This is a genomic window from Paenibacillus sp. FSL H8-0282, assembly GCF_037963825.1.
In the GTDB taxonomy this organism is placed as follows: domain Bacteria; phylum Bacillota; class Bacilli; order Paenibacillales; family Paenibacillaceae; genus Paenibacillus_AQ; species Paenibacillus_AQ odorifer.
In genome coordinates this window covers 68,332-86,561 of the sequence record NZ_CP150146.1, presented here as the reverse complement: position 1 = coordinate 86,561, position 18,230 = coordinate 68,332, and the positions used below count along the sequence as shown (strand labels likewise).

Sequence of the window (18,230 nt, the reverse complement as noted above, 5' to 3'; positions counted from 1 at the left end):
TAAAATATAGCTATTCACGCACCACTGGAGGTGCAGCATACAACATCGCATCACACATCTTAACCGTTCGTTTAATTAGAGATACATCATGTACACGGACGATCTGGCAACCCTGAGCAATACCAAAAGCTACTGTAGCTGCGGTGCCTTCCACAACATCATCAGACGGCAAATCAAGTACCGTGCGGATGAATTTTTTGCGGGACGTCGCCAGTAACAACGGATAGCCTAACTCAGTCAACCCGTCTAAAAGCATCATTGCCTGCAGGTTTTCATTATAATCTTTAGCAAAGCCGATACCTGGATCCAATATGATATTGGCCGGCTTAACACCTGCGGCTAACGCAAGATCAATACTTTCCTTAAGGTCAGCCGACATATCCGCACTCAGATTCGTATAATTACGGTCCTGCCGGTTATGCATCAAAATAATAGGACAGTCAGCAGCAGCGGCCACTGCCGCCATTTCCGGATCAGCCTTACAACCCCATATATCATTAATGATATGGGCACCCGCAGCCATAGCTTGGCGGGCTACTTCAGCTTTATAGGTATCGATGGATAACGGAAGATGAGGTGCCGCCTTATGAATACTCTCGATCACAGGCAATACACGGGCTAACTCCTCTTCAAGTCCCACCGGTTGATGACCAGGACGAGTAGATTCACCGCCGATATCAATAATATCAGCACCCTCTGCAGCCATACGCAGCGCATGCTCAACGGCTTTGTCCGGATGATCCCAAAGTCCTCCATCTGAAAAAGAATCAGGGGTAACATTAAGGATGCCCATAATCAATGTTCGATTTCCTAACTCCAAGTCTGTATTTCCACAACGGTATGTCCGCTTAAAGAGGACTGGTCTCATTTCGCAATCGCCGTCCTATCTCTATATAATGAAATCAAGCCAGCAGTAATTGTTCCACACTGGCCAGTACCTATAGTAAATCTTGCATCTCCGTGCCACACCCCGGTAACAGGAACAATTTCTTGTACGGAATTGGTAAGAAACACTTCATCAGCAGCTTTCAACTGCTCCCAGTGATATGTTCCTTCTTCAACACTAAGGCCTACACTAAGAGCCAGCTCCAGCACCATTTCCCGGGTAATTCCCGGAAGAATGCCTGTGGTGAGATCTGGGGTATAGAGCCTGTTGTTTTTAATAAAAAAGATGTTGCTGACAATGCCCTCCGCAATAAATTCTTCTGCCGTCAGCATTAGTCCTTCAGCACCATTTGCCGCAGAAGCATACCCTCTAAGCTCACGCTTAGCCAGAATGTTATTCATATAATGCAGCGACTTGAATCGCACAGTTCCCTCAGGAGTATTACGCCGCAAGGACAACAGCTGCAGCTCTTTGCCTTCACTGTAAAGATTATCTGATACTTTCGGCAGCGCTTTGATGTACAACAAATGATTGGGCTTTTGATAATCACCAGCAGGTAATCCGAGAATATCCTCACCGGCTGTTACGGTATAGCGTATATAAGCTTCTTTTAATTCATTTTTGTCCATAACGCGCTTAATCCAGTCAAGCAGATGTGCCGCTTCTGCCTCAAATGGAATGCCCAGTTCCTTGCACCCCTCTGCCATACGCTTCAAATGACGCTCCAGCAAAAAGGGAACTCCCCCATAGGTCCGAAAGGTTTCGAACAAGCCAATGCCGTACAAAAAGCCGTGATCCAAGGCAGAAACCACGGCTTCTCTGGCGTCAATGACACCATTGTTAAATCCTATATATTTCATGCCGTTTCTCCGGCTCTCCGTTTCAAGAAGTTACGCAGCATCGTATGACCATGATCCGTAATAATAGATTCCGGGTGGAACTGTACACCTTCAATAGGGTATTCTTTATGGCGCAATGCCATAATCTCCCCTTCTTCAGTCTCAGCCGTAATCTCCAAGCAATCTGGGAGACTCTCCCGCTCTACAATCAGTGAATGATATCGGGTAGCTGTAAAAGGAGACTCCAGACCTTCAAAAACTGAGGTCCCGTTATGGTAAATAGGCGATGTCTTCCCATGCATCAAACGCTCAGCACGGATGACATTGCCACCAAATGCTTGTCCAATCGCTTGATGTCCAAGGCATACGCCGAAGATCGGAATGATCCCCTTGAAATGATGCAACAATTCCAGACTAATTCCCGCTTCATTTGGTGTACATGGGCCTGGTGAAATTAGAATATGGTCAGGTGCCAGCTTTTCAATCTCTTCGATGGTAATTTCATCATTGCGGTGCACTTTAACCTCTTCCCCAAGCTCACCTAAATACTGTACGAGGTTATACGTAAAGGAATCATAATTATCGATGACCAAGATCACAGTGCTACTCCCCCTTCGGCTCCGCTGGTAGCTGGCAATTCCTGCTGCAGTTCACTACAGAGTACTGCCTTCACTACCGCTTTGGCTTTATTATGGCATTCACGGTATTCACGGTAGGGATCAGAATCGATCACTATGCCGGCACCTGTCTGAATATATCCGACCCCGTCTTTTACAGCCAGCGTTCTTATAATAATATTTAATTCCATATTGCCGTTATAGTCAATGAAACCCATCGAACCTGTATAGGGTCCACGTCGAACCGGCTCCAGTTCTTCGATAATCTCCATTGTCCTTACCTTGGGAGCCCCTGTGATGGTTCCCCCCGGGAATAAAGCTGCGATAACCGCATAAACGTCTTTATCCGGCGCAATCTGGCCCTCTACCTGCGAAACGAGATGCATCACATGAGAGTATCGCTCCACCGTCATCAGCTCCGGAACGCTGACGGAACCGTATGCAGCGACACGCCCGATGTCGTTGCGTTCCAGATCGACAAGCATGATATGCTCGGCGATCTCTTTTTCGCTCCCGCGAAGCTCCGCCTCCATGGCGGCATCCTCCGCGGGAGTGAGTCCCCGGCGCCGGGTGCCGGCGATGGGCCGGGCGCTCACTTTGTCCCCGTGCAGCTTGACGAGCAGCTCCGGTGAAGCGCTGGACAGCGCGAAGCCGGGCGACCGCAAGAGCCCCATGTACGGGGACGGGTTGAGCTTGCGCAGCCACTCGTAAACATCCTCCGGCGAGGACTTCAGCTGCGCCTCCTGGCGCAGCGAGAGATTCACTTGGAAGACATCGCCTTGGCGGATGTATTCCTGAACGTCCACCACTGCCTGCTGAAACTTCTCAGGCGAAAAAGCCGAAGCCATGCCCGGCCACTCTCCTGATGAAACTGTAAGGGCCTCAATGCTGCCCACAGCCTCATCATCCAATCCTGCAGCTGAAGATATCAGCTGCCACTGCTCTACCATTTGTCCAGCCTGTTCTATACTGCCAAGATAGAGATTTTGCAGATCCTCCAGCCCACAGTCTGCTGGAACTGGAACGTGGACAGCACAATACAGCACATGCTCTTCGTGATCATAAATCCATATCTCGTCAAACCTCATAAAAAGATAATCAGGAAAACCAGGATCATCTTGGGCAAGAGACGGCAATCGTTCCAAAGAACGAACCACATCATAACCAAGGAATCCAATACATCCACCAGAGAAAGGAGGAACATCTTCATCCTTTAACTTAGGCGACGTAAAATCCGACATCCATTGCTGCAGTAGCTCCAGCGGTTGTCCATGCAGTGTTGTTGCCTCAGGTGTCCTCTCCTCGTCCACTGATGCTGATTCCAAAGATTCAGTAGGGAAGCTAAATACTTCCGCGTTATCCTCCTTGCCTTTCAATATCGAAACAGGATTTAAGCCCAAGTACGTATAACGGCCACCCTTACCACTTTCTAAAACTACAGAATACTGGGAAGCTAACTCCCAGGCTTGCTCCCAGGCCGCGGGTAATTCGTTGGTGCACCGGGGTGATTTTATAATCAAGGGAAACATGCTCCAGTCTTCAGCAGCCCATTGTTCCCACTCGTTCCAGGTTGTTATGATTTCCAAAGCCATCCTCCTAAAAGTTTTATGAAGCCATTACTTCGTAGAAATCACTTCGCAATAAAACTTGCTTCGTAAGCATTTGCTTAAGTTTTGTCTAGCATCATCTTACAGTTTAATCATCGAGACAAAACTCGCTTCGTAAGCATTTGCTTAGTTTTATGAAGCCATTACTTCGTAGACATCACTTCGCAATAAAACTCGCTTCGTAAGCATTTGCTTAGTTTTGTCCAGACTTTAATTATTTTAAATCGTCAGTAGTATATTGCCTGTCAGTATACTGTACTTAAGGCATTATTGAAAAGCCCTCAGCGATAGGAAATTATTATGATTTTTTCGTTTTCTGCAAAAACCAGAGCTTTTTTCAACAATAATAAAATTACCACGTCTAGCCTGCCATATATGCAAAGTACCAAATGCCTTTTAAATCAACGAAAAGAGTCTCCATCACCACCAAAAAAGTGGTATGAAGACTCTTATAGATTTACGTTATTGCAAACAATTACGCTTCGAAATTGTAAAGTGGTGTGCTCAGGTAACGTTCGCCGTTACTTGGGATAATGACTACTACTTTTTTGCCAGGGCCTAAATCTTTAGCTACTTTAAGAGCGGCAAATACAGCAGCACCTGAAGAAATACCAGACAAGACGCCTTCTTCTTTAGCTACACGACGTGCAGTTTCGAAAGCTTCATCATTCTCAACGTGGATGATTTCATCATAGATATCTTGGTTCAGAATCTCAGGGATGAAGTTAGCTCCGATACCCTGGATTTTGTGAGGACCTGGTTTGCCTCCAGCCAAGATTGGGGAAGCAGCAGGTTCTACAGCATAGATCTTAATATCAGGATATTGGCTTTTCAGCACTTCACCCGCACCAGTGATCGTTCCGCCTGTTCCGATACCTGCAATAAAAGCATCCAAAGGACCGCCGATGGATTCAATAGCGTCAATAATTTCAGGTCCAGTAGTCTCACGGTGAATCTTCACGTTCGCTTTATTCTTGAATTGCTCGGATGGGAAATAGCTTGGGTTTTCTTTCAGAATTTCGTCTGCTTTCTTAACCGCACCATTCATACCTTCCGATCCTGGGGTCAGCACCAATTCCGCTCCATATGCGCGAAGGAGATTACGGCGCTCCAAGCTCATTGTTTCCGGCATTACGATAACTGCTTTATAACCTTTAGCAGCAGCTACAAGTGCCAGGCCGATACCAGTGTTACCACTAGTAGCTTCTACAATCGTACCTCCCGGTTTCAGTAGACCTTCACGCTCAGCTTCTTCCACGATGCTGATTGCAATCCGGTCTTTTACGCTTGATCCCGGGTTCTGATATTCCAATTTCAAATAAATATCTGCGGAGCCTTCCTGTGCCAGACGATTCAAACGAACGAGCGGAGTACCTCCGATCAATTCTGTTACGTTGTTAACGACTTTAGCCATGAGCAAAAACCTCCTTAGAATGATAAATGCGATATAAGAACGTAAATTATGACTTTATGCTTCTGTGTATGGAGTTTAAATTGTTGACCACCGTCAGTTATTTCCGACTAAAACGGTAGGGTTTACGTTAATATCATATTATCAATCTTGCAGGCTGTTGTCAATATTTATTGATACCTCATATTTATTGCGTAAATCGCTTTCCACCTGCTGCAAGGGAGGGGCTTGCTCCAAAGCCAGCTCTTGACGTACAAGCGCCCGAATTTCTTTCTGATCCGGCATTTCTGGAGAGTGAATACTCTCCAAGCGGATAATGGCGAAGTCTTCCCCTGTCTCGATTGGACCGGCTATATCACCCACATCCAATCCAGCGGCAGTCTTTAACATTCCCTCTGGCCAAAAAGGGTCATCTTCCTCTACTTTGCCTAAGCTGCCTCCGTGCTGCCGACTCTCATCATCAATAGACACTTCCCTAGCCAAATCAGCGAAATCCTCACCCTGTTCCAAGCGATCCATTACCTGCTGGCCTTTCTCATAGGATGAGACCTTGATCATAGAAAGCTGCATTTCCTTTTTTGGAATGAAGCGCTCGGCATTTTGCTCTAAATAAGCATCTATATCGGCATCACTGATTGTAATGCCCACCGTGGCTATCGCTTGTAAGGACAGACGATAAGCTGTCTCTGCGAACACTTCCTGACGAGATAATCCGAGCTGAGATTGCATTTGAGCATAATATTGCGCTTCTGATTCGTACCCAACTATAGTGCGTGCCAGTTCCTGCTTAACCTCATCGTCTGTCACGGTAATTCCTAATGCCTTAGCTTCCATGTTCACGACAATATGGTTAAGCATACTGATTAACACTTCTTCTCCATGCTTTTTTTTGAGCTCATCCATCCACTGCTGATCCGTTATCGGTTGTCCGCCTGCAGTCGCTACATCCGGTGATTCATTGTCTGTTGTATCTCCTTTAAGAAGGGCCATGGCGCGCAAACTCCAGAATAATAGACCCCCGAGCATTAAAGTTGCTACAGCTAGAATAATAACCGTATTGCGAAGTGCACGTTCCTGTCTCGTCATCATCCCAATACCCTACGAATTCGCTTGTTCTAAAATGACCTGTAAATCGTCCTTATTGAAAACATAAGCCTCATTGCAAAAATGGCATACGACTTCAGCCTGTTCATCTTCTGCAATTAATCTCTCCAGTTCATCCCGTCCTAAGCTAACCAATGTCTGCTCTACCCGCTCACGCGAACACTGACAAGCAAAGTTAATATCCAGTTCATCCATAACCACTGCATCCGGCAACAGGTAGCGCAGCATTTCTTCTGGCTCCAGCCCCTGATCGAGAAGCGCTGTTACAGAAGGCATCGCCCCTACAGCTTTTTCAATCTCTGTGATCTCCGCATCAGTCAGACCAGGAAGAAGCTGAACAATAAATCCTCCAGCCACAATTACTGACTCATCGGTATCTACCAGTACACCTAGGCCGACCGCAGCTGGAGTTTGCTCAGAAACCGCAAAATAATAGGTAAAATCATCGCCAAGCTCCCCGGAGATAATAGGAATACTACCTCTGTACGGCTCTTTCATACCTAAATCTTTTATAACATCAATGAACCCTTCAGTTCCCACCGCTCCAGCTACATCCAGCTTCCCCATGCTATTGCTCGGTAAATGAATATGAGGATTATGCACATAACCACGCACTTCTCCCAATGCATTGGATTCTGCAACGATTTGTCCGATCGGTCCATTCCCTTTAACCATAATACTCAGCTTCTCACTACCCTTGAGCATAGCGCCCATCATGGCTGCAGCGGTAACTGTACGTCCCATTGCGGCTGTAGCCGTTGGATACGTATCGTGTCTGCGTCTTAGTTCTTCAACCAATTCAGTTGTGCGGACAGCAAACGCTCTCACTTTACCATTAAGAGCCGTGCCGCGGATTAGTCGATCCTTCTTTTTTTCCATTGGGTGCATAGCCCTCCTATCTCTTCGCCTTTTAGGCTTCTTTATCTTTATTGGTTACGATCGTAAATAATTCTTAATCCTTCTAGCGTTAACATAGGATTTACTTCATCGATACAGTCCGTTTCACCCGCAATTAGCGAGGCAAGGCCTCCGGTCGAAATAACCTTCAGTTCGGGAGCGTTCATCTCGACTTTAATTCGTTTAACAATGCCCTCAACCTGACCCGCATAGCCAAAAATAATCCCGGCCTGCATCGCGTGCACCGTATTACGCCCGATGACCTTTTTAGGCTTCTCCAATTCAATTCGCGGCAGCTTAGATGCCCGCTGGTATAATGCCTCCGTTGAAATGCCTAGACCGGGGACAATCGCGCCACCAAGATAATTAGCACCTGCATCAATGCAATCAAAAGTCGTAGCCGTACCAAAATCAACAACGACAAGTGGACATTTGTATTGTTCAATCGCAGCAACTGCATTAACAATCCGGTCTGCGCCAATTTCACGCGGATTCTCATAACGTAAGTTAAGCCCCGTCTTAATCCCTGGTCCAACAATCAATGGGTCTTTCCCTATATATTTAATACACATATCCTCAATAGTCTTAACTAGTGGCGGAACAACCGAAGATATAATTACACCTTCAACGTCTTTGACAGATATACCTGACATGTGAAAAAGATTGTGTATCATTACTCCATATTCATCCACGGTCGATTGACGCGCAGTGCTTAGCCGAAAATGATGCAGCAATTCGCGTTTTCTATATACACCGAGAACAATATTGGTATTACCGATATCGACAGCAAGCATCATGACAAAGGCCCTTCCTTCTTGGCATTAAGGTCTAGACTGATATCCAGACTGGAGAAGGAGTACGTAAGGCGCCCGACAGAAATCACATCCACACCCGTTTCAGCAATCCCGCGTAAGGTTTCTAACGATACATTGCCAGAAGCCTCTGTCTTAACATGCGGAGCTTTCGATTTAATCCTAGCCACAGCTTGCTTCATCATATCGTTAGACATGTTATCGAGCATTATAATATCAGCACCTGCTGCCAGCGCCTCTTCGACTTGCTCTAAATTCTCGGTCTCCACTTCGATGCTCATCGTATGCGGGATGTTCTTCCGGGCACGACCTACAGCCTGCCGAATACCACCCGCGCCTTTGATATGATTATCCTTGATCATAACTGAATCATATAAGCCAAAACGGTGATTATAGCCTCCACCAATACGAACAGCATATTTCTCTAGCATCCGGTGACCTGGTGTAGTCTTACGTGTGTCTACTAGACGAGTCGGTAATCCCTCCAGCACCTGCACGAAAGAAGCTGTACGTGATGCCACACCCGAAAGACGCTGCATCAAGTTAAGCGCAAGCCGCTCACCTGTTAGAATTGCATGTGTGCTGCCCTCAACCTCAATAATTACTGTCCCTTTAGTTACAGCTTGGCCTTCTTCGACAAGGGCTGTAAAACTAAGTGCCGGATCCACAATTTCAAAGACCAGCTCTGCAATTGGAATGCCACAAATTATACCGTCTTCCTTGGCATGAATAATCCCTTTGGACTCATGGCCCACTGGAATCGTCATCTGCGTGGTTACATCTCCGGAACCAACATCTTCCCGCAACCAGGCCTTGATGGATTGTACTAGCTCTTCATTGTAACCATTAAACATCATCGCTTAATTCCTCCACTATTCCCAGTTCGCGAATTTGAAGCAGGTGCTTACGCCACTGATCATCATCCCGCTGCGGATAATCCTCACGGTAATGCGCCCCACGGCTCTCTTCCCGTGCCAGAGCAGACTCTGTCACAAGCAAACAGCAGGTCAGCATATTAGCAAATTCATATTCCTCACGTTTGGACAATGCTGATCCAAATATTGGAAGCTGTCGTTTTAATTCATCTAGTCCTTTAAGTAACATCTCTTCGTTACGACGTAGTCCGGCATATCGAACCATTACCTTCTGTAGCTTCAAACGACGTTCCACAATAGCTTGAGTTGGCGAATCTACACGTCCCTCGTTACTGTTAACCGATAAAACATCACGGTCCAGCGGGGAAAGCTCATGAATCCGATCAATAATACGCTGTCCGAATACAATGGCCTCAGATAATGAATTACTAGCTAAACGGTTAGCGCCATGCAGGCCTGTGGAGGAAACCTCTCCGCAAGCAAACAGACGTGGGATGGTGCTCTCTCCATTCAGATCGGTCTTAATCCCCCCCATCATATAATGCGCAGCGGGAGCCACTGGAATCCAATCACTTGTAATATCCAGTCCATAGCCCATACATGTCTCATATATTGTGGGAAACCGATGCTTCACCATCTCTGGAGATTCATGTGTAATATCCAAATAAACGAACGTTGATTTAGTATGTTCCATTTCACTTACAATAGCTCGTGCTACAATATCCCGCGGAGCTAGCTCAAGCAGGTCATGATAACGTTCCATGAACCGTTCTCCATTAATATTGCGCAAGACTGCTCCTTCCCCACGCACAGCTTCGGAGATTAAAAATCTAGGAGCTCCCGGGTAACTAAGTGCTGTAGGATGAAATTGAATAAATTCCATATCTCGTATATGAGCCCCAGCGCGATAGGCGATCGCTACACCATCTCCTGTAGCTACTTCTGGGTTGGTAGTGTATCGATATAATTGTCCTGCTCCACCAGAGCACAAAATGGTCGCATCCCCTTGCAGGAACAACCTTCCACCACCGGGCCGTTGCAATAATGCGCCTACACATTCTCCACCTTCAGTGATGAGATCGATAACATAATGATCATCCCAGACCTCAATATTCTCATGTTCGGCTACCTGTTCCGCCAATGCACGAACAATCTCATAACCTGTAGCATCCCCATTAGCATGCAAAATACGGCGGTGGCTGTGTGCACCTTCCTGAGTCAAAGCCAGTACCCCATCTTCCTTATCAAACAGAGTTCCTAAGCGAATTAACTCATGAACGCCTTCCGGCCCTTCATTAACAAGTGCATCGACAGCTGTTGAGGAGCAAAGACCTGCTCCGGCCATTAAGGTATCCTGCCGGTGGTAAGCAGGGGAATCATCCTCAGCTATAACAGCTGCGATCCCCCCCTGTGCATAGCGAGTATTACTTTCCATTACTGATTTTTTTGTGATCATTATGACACGCCGATCTTCACTGGCTTTAATAGCTGTGAATAACCCGGCAATCCCTGAACCAATAACAATACAATCTGTCTTTACCGTAGGAATATCCCGAAGATCAAAATCAACCAAATATTGTGGAATCATGACCGCTTTTCACCTGTTTCAACGAAAGAGTAGCGCATGCTACCGGACTTGTAGCATGCGCTCTAGGGATGTTCTGGCTTTGTCGGCGACAGCAGGCGGTACATAGATTTGTGGCTTCATCGTCTCCAGGCATTTCACCAGTTTTTTTAGATTATTAACTTTCATATTAGGACAAACAAGAAATTTGGTAGCAAAATGGAATTCTTTATCTGGACTATCCTTACGAAGCTGATATCCGGTACCATCTTCCGTTCCAACGATAAATTGCTTACGATCCGATTTCCGGCAATACTCCAGAATTGATGTAGTGCTGCCTACATAGTCACCCATGGCGACTACTTCAGGACGACACTCTGGATGAACTACAAATTCCGCATCTGGATATTTTGCTCTCATTTCTACTACATCTTTGACGGTCAACATGTCGTGAGTGTTGCAATAGCCTTCCCAAATAATCAGCTTCTTGCCCGTCTGATCTTGTACATATTGACCAAGATTCTTATCTGGGACCCAAATAATCTCTTCGGCATCAAGGGATTCGATTACTTTCACAGCATTAGCAGAGGTACAACAAATATCGGTTTCTGCTTTAATCTCGGCGGACGAGTTGATATAAGTGACTACTTTAGCATTTGGATGTTGAGCTTTTAGCTTACGCAAACCGTCTACATTGACCATATCTGCCATTGGACAGCCTGCACGTTCATCAGGAATAAGGACGGTTTTGTTCGGGGCTAGAATTTTTGCACTTTCCCCCATGAAATGAACACCGCAGAATACAATAACTTCCGCATCTGTCTCTGCAGCTTTCTGAGCGAGTAAAAAAGAGTCGCCCCGGAAATCGGCAACCTCCTGAATTTCATCACGTTGATAATAATGAGCTAAAATGATTGCGTTTCGTTCCTTTTTAAGCTGTTCAAGACGTTTACGAAGTTCTCGATTCTGTTCCTGCTTGCGCTCAAGCGCCAGAGCTTCCACCGATTGTTCTCCCCCTTAAATCCTCGCGGCTTTTCGCCGACATGATGTTATCAAATGGCATGCGCCATCATGGTGAAAAAATGAACATGCTGATATAAATAGTAAGTAATATTAATCACTAATGTACACAACGTTCCAGCCCCTGTCAATGTAACTGGACAGGCTTTAAGGCATAGAATCCCTTAAAAATTAAAATAAAAAATCCGGAGAACAGTTACGTTCTCCGGATAAATTTACATCATATGAATGGTGGACCCAATTAGGTAAGGCTAGTGCCCCCACCTTTATTGTCATCGTCAGAACCGTCATTACCCTCAGAATCAGGGTTATTCGGGATATCCTTCGATAGGTCAGGAAGTGTGGACTGTTCATCCTCAGGCTTGCCTTGAATGCGAACTCGCACATCACCGATATTGTCGATGACAGGCTCGCCAACTTCATGGGCAACACCTTCGCCACCCTCTGGTTTACCATCCTCGGAAAGGAATCCTTGTTCAATCAGTTGTGTGATCTGATCAAGCTCAAGTGTTTCTTTCTCAAGTAATGTATTGGCAATCAAGTGCATTTCTTTGGAGTGTTTGATCAACAGATCTTTACAACGTTCGTAACTCGAAGTAATAAAGTTCTGCATTTCCTGATCAATCTCATAAGCAATGGAGTCACTGTAATTCTGTTCATGCCCAATATCACGACCCAAGAATACTTGACCTTGAGAAGATCCGAACTGCATAGGTCCAAGCTTATCGCTCATACCGTACTCCATAATCATGGCACGCACGATGCGCGTAGCCTGTTGGAAGTCACTGTATGCACCCGTACCGATCTCACCAATAAACAATTCTTCAGCAACACGTCCACCAAGTAATCCAGTAACCTTATCCAAAAGCTCCTGCTTGGTAACGATCATCCGATCTTCCTTCGGAAGCATAATAACATATCCGCCTGCACGTCCGCGTGGGATAATAGTAACTTTATGCACCATATCAGCGTGCTCAAGGAAGTAACCTGCAATAGTATGGCCTGCTTCATGATAAGCTACAATACGTTTCTCGCGGTCACTGATCACACGGCTGCGTTTCTCAGTACCTACGATAACACGGTCAATAGCTTCATCCACTTCAATCATGGAAATATCTTTACGGTTACGACGTGCAGCTAGCAAAGCTGCCTCATTCAGCAGATTCTCCAGATCAGCACCTGTGAATCCGGTTGTGCGTTTAGCAACAACATCCAGTCTTACATCTTTCGTAAGCGGTTTGTTACGAGCGTGAACCTTAAGTACAGCTTCACGGCCTTTCACATCAGGACGGTCAACCGTAATTTGACGGTCAAAACGTCCTGGACGAAGCAATGCCGGATCAAGTATATCAGCGCGGTTAGTCGCCGCTACAATAATAATGCCTTCGTTACCACCGAATCCATCCATCTCAACCAGCAATTGGTTAAGCGTCTGTTCACGCTCGTCATGTCCGCCACCAAGACCGGCGCCACGCTGACGACCCACAGCATCAATTTCATCAATGAAGATAATACATGGAGCATTCTTCTTAGCATTCTCGAACAAATCACGTACCCGAGAAGCACCGACACCCACGAACATTTCCACAAAGTCAGAACCGGAAATACTAAAGAAAGGAACGCCAGCTTCACCTGCTACCGCACGGGCAAGCAATGTTTTACCTGTTCCCGGAGGACCTACAAGCAATACGCCCTTAGGAATACGTGCGCCAACAGCTGCAAATTTGCGTGGATCTTTTAGGAACTCAACGACTTCGACAAGCTCTTGCTTCTCTTCGTCCGCCCCTGCTACATCCTCAAAGCTGATTTTCTTCTTCTCTTCATTATATAACCGAGCCTTGCTCTTGCCGAAATTCATGACTTTACCGCCGCCACCTTGCGCCTGGTTAAACAGGAAGAAGAACAAGATGAACATAATTACCAGTGGGATAATTGAAGAAAGGAATGTCAGCCAAATGCTGGTACCTTCCATTTTCTTCTGAGTTAATTCAATCCCATTAACATCACTGGCTTGAATCAGTTCATTGATAGCGGCATCTGTAGGAGGAATATATGTGGAGAAGCTTTTCGATTTAGTATCGGCAGGCAGCTCTCTATACTCGCCTGTGACCAGAAAGGCATTACCCTCAAACTGAACCGTCAAATCCTTCACATTGTTGTTCTTGATCTCCTGCCGTAACTCGTCGTATCTAGGGAAATCGGCGGCTTCATTTCCATTGCTCACAAACTGGACAATACCCACCACGACTAAAAATAAAATCAAATAAAAACCAGAATTCCGGATGAACCGATTCATCCCCTACCTCCTCTCACAACACTCAAGTTATTGTACCATAGCCTCTTGGGACACCTCAAATAAAGGAAGTTGTGGGTATCCGATCCGTATGATCGAGGCAGTCCTTAGTTCAATTGGAATAAATCTCAGGTTTCAGTACTCCAACATATGGGAGGTTCCGATACCGCTCGGCATAATCCAATCCGTAGCCTACTACAAATTCGTCAGGTAACACGAAGCCTGTGTAGCTGGCTTCAAGATTAACAGTGCGGCCTGATGGTTTATCAAACAAGGTAACCACAGAGATAGTAGCAGCATTCCGGTTGCGGAGCAACTCAATTAAATAGCTGAGTGTAAGACCACTGTCAATAATATCTTCAACGATCAAGATATCGCGGCCTTCTACCGATACATCCAAATCCTTAATAATTTTGACTACTCCAGAGGACTTGGTGGATGCTCCATAGCTGGACACTGCCATGAAATCCATCTCAACAGGTACTGTAATGGCTTTAACCAAATCTGCCATAAATATAAACGCACCTTTTAGTACACAAATTACTAAAGGGGTACGACCTGCGTATTCTTCGCTCAGTGTTCGACCGAGCTCCTTAATTTTCTGCTGAAGTTCCTCTTCGGTGATCAATACTTCTTGAATATCGTTTTGCAACTTGCGAAACCTCCTAAGTTATACTATGAAAGACTTACTTCGACCATTACGTGACTTCGTGGTCATCCAGCTCTGCCAGAGACAATAGAAGTACGGAGGTCGTGTGCCGCCCTACTGCGGCATGCATCGAGCGTCTTACGCCCGGAATCCAGACGATATTGCCCAAACCATCACAAACGAGGGGAATCAATGACCGTTCGGAAGCAGGTATTTTATCATCAATATAAATATCTTTTACCTTTTTGCTTCCGTTTAATCCCATGATCCTTATGGTATCTCCAGGCAATCGGGATCGTATCGTCAGTGGAAAGACCAGTTCATCACGGTCAAACCAAGCCGACATCTTCCCATAATCCTCCCCCTGTACAAAAAAGTTTTCTCTCTCCAGTACCGCCATCGACATCACCTTACCTATTTCCTCCAATTTAAGCTCAGAGTCCGGTAAAAACAGACGATATGTATAGCTTGCCTGTGGCGTCGTGGGCTTGGACGAGAACAAGATACTATCATATTGCCGCACACAAGTCAGGCCTCCACCCAAATCCAAGCTCCAGGTGGTGGGATAGCTCTGCAGCGTTCCCCGACGTACAGCTTCAATCTTGGGGAAATCAAGGGCAGATAAATCCGCCGACAGATAATTTAATATTAGTTTAATCAAACGCCGTTGTAAAGCGGAGGGTATGGCAGCAAATGAAGCTCTGTTAAAGGTGTATTTCCCATCCCCTTCCGAAACTAGCTCTTCAAAGCATTTTGCCGCAGACGTCTCCATATACTCATCTTCAGCTCCCGCAATTTCCGCAAGCTGTACGAGGGATTGCCTCACTCTGCCATTATACTTTTCCAGAAAAGGAAGAACTTCCAAACGAATGGCATTCCGCTTGTATTTCGTCAGCAGATTGGTGGCATCCTCAGCATAAGTGAAACCTTCATTTTGGCATAACCCTAAAAGTGCTGTTTTGTTAATACGTAGGAATGGGCGAATGAGTTCCACCTTTTTTTCTGTTCTTTTCCACTTGATACCCGACAGTCCAGATAAGCCACTTCCGCGTAATAGACGCATAATTACAGTTTCTGCCTGATCATCAGCATGATGAGCCAGAGCAACAGAACGCGCCCCATATCGGTGCGCCGTATCAATCAGAAATTCGTACCGCTTCTCACGTGCAGTACCCTCAGGACCAAGTCCACTCTCTTTAGCCAAGGAGGGAATATCGAATTCCGCAAACTCAAAGGGCAGTCCCAATTCTTCAGCCATACCACGTACGAGCTCTGCCTCTTCCTTCGACTCCGGCCTAAATCCATGATTCACATGAGCACATATTAAGGTAAGCGGTATAAATTTTAAAGATATTTCATGTAAAACATGCAAAAGAGCCACAGAATCCGGGCCGCCGGAAACTGCGACTACAATGGTGTCATGGGGCGCCCACAGCTCATGCTCGGCTGCTGACTCCAATACAGACTCCACCAGTCCATTCATTTGCTCCATATGCGCCCCCCTCTCTCTCCAACTATATGTATGAGTTCAAAAACGGAATACCCAATAAATCGTAAAGGCGAGCAAAAACAAAGACAATGCGAATGCATTTTTTAACCACCGGGGGGTGTCCATACTATCCGGGCGCTTTCTGCGCGAGTTATAAATATGGTTTCGCCAGACCTCAGTAGCATCCGCAGAGCCTGAGAACCCCCCTTTTAACGCCATACAAATCCAGGAGGATAGTTTCTTATTGGGTAAATTTCTAGCCAGCTTAAATAATTCGTCCACACTTCTCGTCTGCGGCAGCTGTAAGGCTGCCTTTTTGAGCCCTTCTTCATTGAGCAAACGAAGACACAGCACAGCAAATGCGAAAAGATCGTAACCCTCATCGCTGATTCGACTGCCCGCATTCCAGAAACCACGATCATGCCATTCGGTAAACTGCTTCACGCTACGACCAATAGGGCTTGTGCCCCCAAAGTCGATCAGTTCCACTTCACCGTATTTAGATACCATGACGTTCTCGGGCTTCAAATCACCGAACACAAATCCACATTCATGCAGTGTGCGCAGCTTTTCAAGCAGACCAAGACCTACCAGGCCTAACCAATCGGGACCGTTTTTCGATAAAAAATGATGCAGCGGTTTGCCTTCAACATACCTCATCACATAGAAGGGGATATTATCCCCATTCGCAAAATCATCCGCTTCCAAAAAATAAGAAGACAATGGATTCTCACGACGAGCCCGATGTTCATTCCGCTTTCGTCGCGATTGCAGCGAGGTCAGTACATTGATCTCCGATTGAAGTTCAAGTGTATCGTATCCGATTTTTAGCGCGTACCTTTCCCGTCTGCCTTCTCTTTGCACAAGATATACGGTTCCGTTCGCGCCCCTTCCCAGCATCCGCTCAACGACATAACGGTTACCCCGCCATTTGCCGTTAATTAAGGTACCAGTAGGATAGGACGGATTAGACGACATACCCACCAATCATCCCTTCTCTTTCGTCGTGGTCATCGCTTAGTCGGCGTCCACGATGTTCATCCAGTGTATCATAACGATAATGTTCAAGCACCTTGAAAATAGCTGGGCCAGTCGGTGTTGCGCCTCTCATGTGTAATTTAGAGAATAGCGTACGAATACCTGACATGTCATGCGTCCAATCTAGATCAAGCTTGGCATCTTCACTGCTGTTATTTCCGGGAAAATGAAACACAGCGATCTCACTCTTGCCTTCCCGTGCTTCTAAACTGAGTGCCAAATCGCGGATTGCATCTTCCACAGCACCCAGTTTAGGCTTCATACTGGCACTGGCATCGATAAGAAGTGCAATGCGCAGCGGCGTTGTTTCTGTCAGTTCATCTACAACTGTAACAACCTGTGAACGTTGAACAGGAGGCAGCTGATCCAGTGAGCCGTCGCCTAGTATCTTTTTTACCTCTTTATTAACCGCCTGCTGGATCGTCTGAACCACGGTCTTGCGTGTCATCATCTGAATCGTCTGCGCCAGTTGTGGTGTTCCGACTATTCGGCTAAGGCCTCCCCCGGCCTTGGCAATGTCGGCAATCTCCCGGCTGCCGATTTCACCGATCGTACCATAATCAACTACACCGACCACATTTACGGTGATTCCCTCCTGCAGGGCATGCGCCGCTGCCAACACCGGACTTTCTCCTACATTCGAACAACCGTCAGTAATGAGCATAATTTGCTTCATAACCCTCAACTCCCCCTTTGTTTGAACCTCTGTTTCTAGCATATCCAGAAATGAGAGATTTCAAACGGTTGATGTTAAGTGGGGAGTCTAGATCAAAACAGAGGGGGTTAGTGAATAGGGGAACTGCGAGAAATGTTTGGGCTTTCGATCGCTGTTGTCCTCAGATTCCTTGATTAGAACCGCCTCTCGCGGTTGGAATCCGAGGACAAAGGCGAACGCTCCGCTTCTACAGCTCCAAACTTTCTCTCCGTTCCATACCTTCACTAGTAAACAGTTTAGATCTACAGATTCCGTCCCAAGTCAGCCGACCATTGAAACGAGAATAGTACAGGCCGGCGAGTTACACATCACGGACTCGCCTCGACTGCCTCCAGTAGCACGACGTCTTACGCGTGCTACAAACTCACAAGCAACACGACGCTTCGCGCGTGCCCCCCAAGCAGCACGATATCT

Annotated in this window: 16 protein-coding genes; all 16 read right to left on the bottom strand. The window is 46.3% G+C overall.

What is annotated here, in order from left to right; translation table 11 throughout:
• Positions 1-10 precede the first annotated feature (10 nt).
• The 16 genes from folP to NST94_RS00320 all read right to left on the bottom strand — a co-directional run bounded on the left by folP (position 11) and on the right by NST94_RS00320 (position 17,777).
• Positions 11-868 carry a dihydropteroate synthase gene (gene folP, locus NST94_RS00395; RefSeq protein ID WP_076186830.1) on the bottom strand — a complete coding sequence of 286 codons (858 nt, stop codon included), beginning with the start codon at positions 866-868 and terminating at the stop codon, positions 11-13.
• Positions 865-1,746, bottom strand: coding sequence for an aminotransferase class IV (locus NST94_RS00390; protein ID WP_339281540.1), 882 nt, complete (start codon positions 1,744-1,746; stop codon positions 865-867). The genes folP and NST94_RS00390 overlap by 4 nt, the downstream gene beginning before the upstream one ends.
• The gene (gene pabA / locus NST94_RS00385; RefSeq protein ID WP_036678733.1) at positions 1,743-2,324 is read right to left on the bottom strand and encodes an aminodeoxychorismate/anthranilate synthase component II; all 582 of its coding nucleotides are present in this window, start codon (positions 2,322-2,324) and stop codon (positions 1,743-1,745) included. The genes NST94_RS00390 and pabA overlap by 4 nt, the downstream gene beginning before the upstream one ends.
• Complete coding sequence (locus tag NST94_RS00380) at positions 2,321-3,934, bottom strand: anthranilate synthase component I family protein (RefSeq protein ID WP_339281539.1); 1,614 nt, start codon at positions 3,932-3,934, stop codon at positions 2,321-2,323. The genes pabA and NST94_RS00380 overlap by 4 nt, the downstream gene beginning before the upstream one ends.
• A 490-nt stretch (positions 3,935-4,424) precedes the next feature.
• Entirely contained in the window at positions 4,425-5,363 is a 939-nt protein-coding gene (gene cysK, locus NST94_RS00375; RefSeq protein ID WP_036678737.1) for a cysteine synthase A, read from the bottom strand.
• A gap of 141 nt (positions 5,364-5,504) precedes the next feature.
• Entirely contained in the window at positions 5,505-6,449 is a 945-nt protein-coding gene (locus NST94_RS00370; protein WP_081383501.1) for a peptidylprolyl isomerase, read from the bottom strand.
• 9 nt (positions 6,450-6,458) lie between these two features.
• Positions 6,459-7,343, bottom strand: a complete 885-nt coding sequence (hslO, locus tag NST94_RS00365; protein WP_036678742.1) for an Hsp33 family molecular chaperone HslO — start codon at positions 7,341-7,343, stop codon at positions 6,459-6,461.
• A gap of 47 nt (positions 7,344-7,390) precedes the next feature.
• Positions 7,391-8,158, bottom strand: coding sequence for a type III pantothenate kinase (locus tag NST94_RS00360; protein ID WP_036678745.1), 768 nt, complete (start codon positions 8,156-8,158; stop codon positions 7,391-7,393).
• The gene (gene nadC, locus NST94_RS00355; protein ID WP_339281538.1) at positions 8,155-9,030 is read right to left on the bottom strand and encodes a carboxylating nicotinate-nucleotide diphosphorylase; all 876 of its coding nucleotides are present in this window, start codon (positions 9,028-9,030) and stop codon (positions 8,155-8,157) included. The genes NST94_RS00360 and nadC overlap by 4 nt, the downstream gene beginning before the upstream one ends.
• Positions 9,020-10,636, bottom strand: coding sequence for an L-aspartate oxidase (nadB, locus tag NST94_RS00350; RefSeq protein WP_076130078.1), 1,617 nt, complete (start codon positions 10,634-10,636; stop codon positions 9,020-9,022). Before nadB ends, nadC begins: the two co-directional genes overlap by 11 nt.
• 39 nt (positions 10,637-10,675) lie before the next feature.
• A complete protein-coding gene (gene nadA / locus NST94_RS00345; protein ID WP_076303347.1) occupies positions 10,676-11,614 on the bottom strand; it encodes a quinolinate synthase NadA in 939 nt (312 codons plus the stop codon).
• Between the two features lie 259 nt (positions 11,615-11,873).
• Entirely contained in the window at positions 11,874-13,928 is a 2,055-nt protein-coding gene (ftsH, locus tag NST94_RS00340; RefSeq protein WP_038568034.1) for an ATP-dependent zinc metalloprotease FtsH, read from the bottom strand.
• Positions 13,929-14,037: 109 nt separating this feature from the next.
• Positions 14,038-14,577, bottom strand: coding sequence for a hypoxanthine phosphoribosyltransferase (gene hpt / locus NST94_RS00335; protein WP_036678757.1), 540 nt, complete (start codon positions 14,575-14,577; stop codon positions 14,038-14,040).
• 46 nt (positions 14,578-14,623) lie between these two features.
• Positions 14,624-16,066 (bottom strand): tRNA lysidine(34) synthetase TilS, encoded by a 1,443-nt coding sequence (gene tilS / locus NST94_RS00330; protein WP_076303348.1) that lies wholly within the window; start codon positions 16,064-16,066, stop codon positions 14,624-14,626.
• A 36-nt stretch (positions 16,067-16,102) separates the two neighbouring features.
• A complete protein-coding gene (locus NST94_RS00325) occupies positions 16,103-17,047 on the bottom strand; it encodes a serine/threonine protein kinase (RefSeq protein ID WP_094902328.1) in 945 nt (314 codons plus the stop codon).
• Positions 17,031-17,777: a VWA domain-containing protein gene (locus NST94_RS00320; protein WP_038568031.1), complete on the bottom strand. Its 747-nt coding sequence runs from the start codon at positions 17,775-17,777 to the stop codon at positions 17,031-17,033. Before NST94_RS00320 ends, NST94_RS00325 begins: the two co-directional genes overlap by 17 nt.
• Between the last annotated feature and the right edge of the window lie 453 nt (positions 17,778-18,230).